This is a genomic window from Psychromonas sp. (assembly GCF_983033635.1).
Genome location: NZ_CEZLMY010000022.1, coordinates 3,037 through 9,576 on the forward strand (window position 1 = coordinate 3,037; position 6,540 = coordinate 9,576).

6 protein-coding genes are annotated in these 6,540 nt (G+C 42.4%); 2 read left to right on the forward strand and 4 right to left on the reverse strand.

All coding sequences use genetic code 11. The annotated features are described in order from the left end of the window. The coding region (locus tag AC4GME_RS04855; RefSeq protein WP_490379079.1) for a glycosyl hydrolase family 28-related protein at positions 1-793 on the reverse strand (793 nt) is incomplete at its 3' end. 213 nt (positions 794-1,006) lie between these two features. Between AC4GME_RS04855 and AC4GME_RS04860 the strand changes: the two genes are divergently transcribed. Next, complete coding sequence (locus AC4GME_RS04860; protein ID WP_490377016.1) at positions 1,007-2,626, forward strand: SagB/ThcOx family dehydrogenase; 1,620 nt, start codon at positions 1,007-1,009, stop codon at positions 2,624-2,626. Positions 2,627-2,660: 34 nt separating this feature from the next. Here the strand turns inward: AC4GME_RS04860 and AC4GME_RS04865 are convergent, their stop codons facing one another. Then, entirely contained in the window at positions 2,661-3,020 is a 360-nt protein-coding gene (locus AC4GME_RS04865) for a hypothetical protein (RefSeq protein WP_490377015.1), read from the reverse strand. A 305-nt stretch (positions 3,021-3,325) separates the two neighbouring features. Here AC4GME_RS04865 and AC4GME_RS04870 point away from each other — a divergent pair, with 305 nt between their 5' ends. Continuing rightward, positions 3,326-4,609, forward strand: coding sequence for a Glu/Leu/Phe/Val family dehydrogenase (locus AC4GME_RS04870; RefSeq protein ID WP_490377014.1), 1,284 nt, complete (start codon positions 3,326-3,328; stop codon positions 4,607-4,609). Between the two features lie 87 nt (positions 4,610-4,696). Here AC4GME_RS04870 and AC4GME_RS04875 read toward each other — a convergent pair whose 3' ends face one another. Then, on the reverse strand, positions 4,697-5,656 hold the full coding sequence (locus tag AC4GME_RS04875; RefSeq protein ID WP_490377013.1) for a MalM family protein: 960 nt from the start codon (positions 5,654-5,656) through the stop codon (positions 4,697-4,699). Between the two features lie 327 nt (positions 5,657-5,983). Next, entirely contained in the window at positions 5,984-6,397 is a 414-nt protein-coding gene (locus AC4GME_RS04880; protein WP_490379080.1) for a GNAT family N-acetyltransferase, read from the reverse strand. Positions 6,398-6,540: the final 143 nt, after the last annotated feature.

Below are 6,540 nucleotides of genomic sequence, written 5' to 3' on the forward strand. Positions count from 1 at the left end.
AACGGATACGATAGTTCTGTTTAATAATATTTTCTTTCAAGCTTGCCTTTAGCGGTTGTGCTAAACGCAGCGAAAAATCACCACGTTGCGGTAAGACTCTGAAATCTAATGGAGCACTGTAGTTCGGATCCCATTGACGCCAGTTCAGCCCGGACTTCAAAGCATTGTTTTTATCTAAGTTCCCCCCGATCACAATTAACTTGCGACGTTTTCTATCATCGCCCAGTGCAGAGGTGTCATTAATAAGGCCTGTACTGAAGCGCAGGATGGATTTATCTCTACCAGCTCCCCGCAAAACCAAGCCAGATACATTGATATGTAACTGTTCGTCTAAATCATATACACCTTCCGGGATATACACTACACCAGGGTTATCGGCACTCACCTGAGTACTGGCATAAGCCAATGCTTTTTGAAATGCCAGCGTATCGTTTGCACTTCCCTCTTTTGAGGAAGCCCCAAAATCAGTTAGTACATTAGCAACGATACGAGTATGGTTGGGGATCGTGGCGCCTTCATCATAACCAGCTAAAGCGACAAAGGGTAATCTGGAATCTGGACGCCACAATTCCCCCTGAATCCCCCATAACTTGGATATAACAGGTAGAAACGGATCAGTCGGCCATTGATCGTCACGGTCAGAAATACCATCTCCGTCCAGGTCATTATTGACTACTGCAGAGCTGCGTAAATTATTTGCCTTATGACTCTCAGTGCATGCAAATAACGTTAAAATTAGGGAGAAAACAACAAATCTTTTAAATGGGAACTGCATAAAAACCTTATTATTCATAAGTATTCATAGACTAGAGATAATATACGCTATGTTGATCTAATCAAACTGGGCTTGGTAATATATATGACAATTTTAGCACTATGCTTAGTGTAGAAAAATTATATTAGCAGAGGCAAGGTTTACAACTGCTTAGCAAGTATCGGATCCACCACGATCTATACAGATAACTACAAACAATTGCCCACGTTAGACTTATCCGAGGAATAACCGATGCGCCTAGAGCAAGTAAAACGATCTGCTACCGTGAAAATATATCATCAGGAGAGTAAACACTTTCCACACCGACCTGCCCGCTCACCTGGTTATCTGGATTGGGAAAATCAGCCCGTTCCATTTCGTAGTTATCAGGATGCGCCGAAAATTCGATTACCCTTGCCGGATAAAGAGCGGGAACTCCCCTATTGCGCACTTTATGATGCAAATAGCACTCCGCTCAGCGCAATTTCAATCGCATCTATCTCCACTATGTTATCGCTGAGTATGGGGCTCTCCGCCTGGAAAAAAATGGGTAATTCAGAGTGGGCACTGAGAATTAATCCATCAAGTGGTAATTTGCACCCTACCGAGTGTTATCTGCTTTTGCCTGGCTTTGAGCAGCATCCCGCCTGCTTGACCCATTACCATCCCTATTTACATCTATTAGAACAAACCGCTATTTTTAACCGGCAAGATACAGATAAGGTAAGCGCTATTGGCGGCTTCGGTATTATATTAACCAGCATTGCCTGGCGGGAAGCCTGGAAATATGGCGAGCGCGCTTATCGCTATTGTCAGCATGATCTGGGACATGCACTGGCCGCATTACGTTTTGCCTGTAATCTTAACAGTTGGAAGATAACTGTCATTCCTCAGGTCGCCGAGCAGCCACTCGATCGGTTTTTAGGATTTGCACAATTTCCTGCTGTTGATGGCGAAGTTGAACATGCAGATTGTCTATGCTGGGTTGACGGCAAAGAGATCAATGCTCAAAAAATTGCAGAGTGGTTTGCTAAACAGCAGCCCCCTCATTATCAATATCCGCCAAACCAACTGAGTGCGCATCACATCGACTGGGAATTAATAGCTCGCGTACAACAAGCCGGCCAATCTACAGGTACAAATATTAAGCAGCAGAATATGCCGCCCCTGCAAACCACAAGTTCGCTGCAAGCGCTAAATTCCTCCTATAGCGCTGAAGCGATTATTAGAAAAAGACGCAGTGCGCAAAGTTTTGATCGCAACAGTAGCCAGATAGATTGTGCAACTTTTCTTGATACCTTAACAAAAACCTTACCCGGCAACAGTTGTCCGTTTGATATTTCCCCTTATCCGCCGCAAGTACACCTCGCCATTTTTGTACATGCTGTATCAGGGCTTGAATCCGGCCTTTATATGTTTGTCCGTACTCCGCAACACCTGCCATTATTGCAGCAACAATGCGATCCGTCTTTTCAATGGCAACTCGTTAGGGAAGGTTTGCCTCTATATCTTTTGCAAAAAGGCGATTTTAGGGATAAAGCGCAAGCCCTGAGTTGCGACCAGGCCATTGCCGGTGACAGCGCTTACAGTCTTGGCATGATAGCCCGTTTCGAGCCGCTGTTAACGGAAGATGCAAGTCTCTATCCGCGACTGTTTTGGGAAACGGGTTTGATAGGTCAAGTATTGTATCTGCAGGCAGAGGCGTTTGATTTGAGGGGAACAGGCATAGGCTGCTTCTTTGATGAGCAGATGCATAAGCTGCTTGGTTTTAAAAATAATCACTGGCAAAGTCTGTACCATTTTACTGTTGGTAAACCTATTGAAGATTTGCGTCTGGAAACAAAAGCCCCCTATTACCACCTGCAAAAATAAAGGAGCTGAATGCTCCTTTATTTACTAGTTCCGTTTAAACACTTTTAAAGTTAGCCAAGCGTAATAAAACATTTTCAATGACTGCTGCAGAGACTCTCTGTTGAATTTCCTCCAGTTCAAGTTTATTAAATAACTCTCCTATGAAAACACAGACATAGGTTAATGGCGCAGTAGCAAATAATTTTGGATTCGCTATATAATTACAACCTCGTGTCGCCATCCACTCGGAATTATCCTGCCCCGACATAAATCCCGAGGACAAAACCGCGTGCTTAAACATTGACAGCAATGTGCTGAATTCAAATTGATTAGCGCTGAATAGTTTGCTTAGCGCAGCCACTGAATTAATTGCTTTTTGATTTGGTAAAATTGCCAGTTGATGAATATCTTGCATTGTTACTTAACCCTATCATTTATTATATCTTTTCTTAGTATCTGACCAGTATACAAAGCACAGCAAAATATTACGATTACACCCTATTACACTATCAAGATAAAAGGCTGATAGCCGAACTCAATAACGGCAGATCATAAACGTAACAGCTTTTAATAGAGTGCTTCTGGGTCAATTCATTATTCGTCTGTTGAACTCGCTTGGAGATATCGGTTTTTCAGCCTAAGCTCAAGTTGTACAAAAAATTTTTCATTGTAACGCCTTGATGATAAATACATTTATTTTGGCAAATTTATGGGGTGATTATGTCTGAACATATATTTTCTGATGCAATAGAGCGGGTGAGACGTATTGGCGAAAATGCCGGCGTAAGTCAGGATGTTATTAATGCGTTAATGCACCCACAAGCCACTTTGACAGCTACCCTGCCAGTGCGCATGGATGATGGTTCAACCCGATATTTTACTGGCTACCGCTGTCGTTACAATAATATTTTAGGGCCATCAAAAGGCGGCATTAGATTTCACTGGGAAGTCAACCGACAGGAAGTACAGGCATTAGCTTTGTGGATGACCATAAAATGCTCTGTGGTAGGTTTACCCTATGGCGGAGCTAAAGGAGGAATTTGCGTAGATCCCAAACAACTGTCAGCGATGGAAATAGAGCGTTTGTCACGTGCTTATGTAAGAGCCATGGCCGATTTTATCGGCCCTGATATGGATATTCCCGCACCAGATGTGTACACCAATGAGCGAATTATGGGCTGGATGATGAATGAATATGAAACCATAAAACGGGTTAAAGCCCCCGCAGTGATCACGGGCAAACCGATAAGTCTTGGTGGCAGTCTCGGGCGTGATGATGCGACTGGTCGTGGTGCTTATATGTGTATCAGACAATTAGCGCTAAAAAAGGGCTGGGATCCAAAGAACATCACGGTGGCAGTGCAAGGGTTTGGCAACGGCGGTTACCATGTCGCCAGACTTTTGCATAATGCTGGTTATAAGATTGTGGCCATCAGTGATTCTCAAGGTGGTATTTATTCAGATAAAGGTTTTGATGTTGAAAGTATCTACAAAGGGAAGCAACAAACCAGCCGGGTTACCGCACTGTATTGTGAACACACTGTATGTGAACTAGTTGAACACCAAGCAATAACAAATAAACAAATTCTCGAGCTGGATGTGGATATCCTTATTCCAGCCGCATTGGAAGGCGTGATTAATCGCAACAATGTTAATCAGATTAAAGCCAAAACTATTGTTGAAATTGCTAACGGCCCTATTCTTGGTGATGTAGACCAAATTATTCAGGCAAAGAATATACTGGTTATTCCTGATGTTCTGGCCAATGCAGGGGGCGTGACAGTTAGCTATTTTGAATGGGTGCAGAATAAAAATGGCTACTACTGGACATTAGAAGATGTGCACCAGCGTCTGGAAAACTTAATGAATAAGGCGTTCAATGAAACATGGGAGATAGCGCAAAAAGAAGGCTGTAGCATGCGAGATGCAGCCTATACCTTAGCGATGAGACGATTAGGTAGTGCTATTGAGGCCCACGGCACACAAAAATATTTCTCACAGTAACCGACAGGATCTGCTGGTCGCAAAATAACGAGGATGAATTTGCTGGAAAAGGGAGCTAGACTTTGCTCCCTTTTATATACTTGTCGGTTATTGGTACTTTTTCATTGCATCAAACAGAGCATCACGGGCTTTGGTTGATCCCGCCAGTTCAGCTTCTTCAACAAAGAGCAGCGCTTTTTTGGAATCACCGTTTTTAATCGCTTGTTCAATAAGCTGGATAAACATAGCTTCGGTTTCTGGCTGAATTGTACTGCTGACAGCAGTCCCTGTAACCGCCGCCGCAGTTACACTTTTTTCAACAAGCAAAGCTTCTGCCTTTTGGCTGCTATCAGTTGTGCCTTCCACCATATCCTCTGCTGAAGTCTGACTGCTCGGCAAGTAATCAAAGGCGAGTCTGAATACTCCAACAGCGGTATGTGGAAGAGGTTGATCGAGATGTATTCTGCTAACAATATCCATGCGACCTAATTTTTCGGCTGGCGCATATGGTTCGGCGAGTTTGGTTGTTCCCTGCATCGCTTCTTCAGTTGTAAAAACAAGCAGGTATTTTGCTTGTCGACCATCAGCAAACAGTGCCGGCAGTTCAATTTTCCCAAAGAAACGGTCAACATTTAATAACGAACCGCTATCGTATTTAATTGTATCTTCACCATATACTTGCATAGGTTTATATTGTTCATCCAATATCAATACCGTGGGTACAAATACGCTGGCTACTATAGGCGCAGATATAGCAATTTTAATCGCTCCGTTTGCTTGAGGCAGGCTAAGCCCTTGAACAAAAGATTTACCGGTAGTGAACTGAAAGGCTGCATTTTCTTGAGTAACATTGAAATCAAATTTGCCCGGTTTAGTAATCTTCTGGTAATCCAGCCCGCTTAACGATTCGCAGCATAAAGAGGCTTGTTCGAGCGAGCGAAAGCCTATAGTGGGATCAATTTGCTGCACTTCTTTAGCGTTAGTCGCGCCATAATCAACAACCATACTTTTATTGTCAGCACATGCTGCAGTTAATACGACTAAACTCATAGCGAGTATTCTTTTCATTTTGTATTCCTTTTTGCCTTTACTAAATCTTAGATAAAAGAGTAGCTGTTAAATAATAATTTCGTTTAATCTGCTGCTAATTTTCTACCCCAAAAAACATAATCCAACCAGCTTTAATTGCAAAGAGTAGAACATGACCCTTTTCTAATCAAAAATCAGGGTAATTAATTTGTCATATTCCCTTGTCTATCTCTTCTAAAATAGCATTGATAAGAACTAAACATTACCCTGAAAAGGCAGGCAAAGGAAGCGCTTTCTTTTGTGATGGCGATGTGTGTCTAGGTATTCTGCCAGCTAAAGGTAAAACAGAAGCCCTGCTCCCGCAGTTTAGTTAAGTTGTTTACTCATTTTAAAATAAGCCACGTCAGATTTATAAAACCGCTCTCCTTCTACTGACAAACCAAAACCTTGATAAAAATCAGTTGCAGTTTCACGCGCATCACACCAAAAAGTGTCGAACTCTTTTTCAATAAGCAGATCCAGAATATAAGCGATCATCAGACTACCGGCACCTTGACCTTGGAATTCAGACAGAGTCGCAAATTTTCTTAATCTGGCACTTTTTTCATCCGGGTAGATAGAGGCTACACAAATAATTTGTTCATTTTGCAATACCCCGAAGTGCCATCCATTATGATCATCTTCAACTTGGCAAAATTCTGCTGATTTATTGGGCCATAATACTCGATGGCGGATAGGTAATGTTTGTGCGCTTGATATAGGGATAATTTTCATGGTCATTACAATGTCATTCACTTTAAAGGTATAACTTGTATTGTAATCATAATGCTTAGGTGATGCTATAAGCTGACAAAATAGCAGCCCCTGCCGCTTGATATTAAAAGGTGCCGATATGACAATGCCGTTCCTTTAGATGAACGGCA

Excerpts from the sequence above, each read along its gene's own strand:
- AC4GME_RS04860 (WP_490377016.1), top strand. The coding sequence starts at position 1,007 with ATGCGCCTAGAGCAAGTAAAACGATCTGCTACCGTGAAAATATATCAT.
- AC4GME_RS04865 (WP_490377015.1), bottom strand. The coding sequence starts at position 3,020 with ATGCAAGATATTCATCAACTGGCAATTTTACCAAATCAAAAAGCAATT.
- AC4GME_RS04870 (WP_490377014.1), top strand. The coding sequence starts at position 3,326 with ATGTCTGAACATATATTTTCTGATGCAATAGAGCGGGTGAGACGTATT.
- AC4GME_RS04875 (WP_490377013.1), bottom strand. The coding sequence starts at position 5,656 with ATGAAAAGAATACTCGCTATGAGTTTAGTCGTATTAACTGCAGCATGT.
- AC4GME_RS04880 (WP_490379080.1), bottom strand. The coding sequence starts at position 6,397 with ATGACCATGAAAATTATCCCTATATCAAGCGCACAAACATTACCTATC.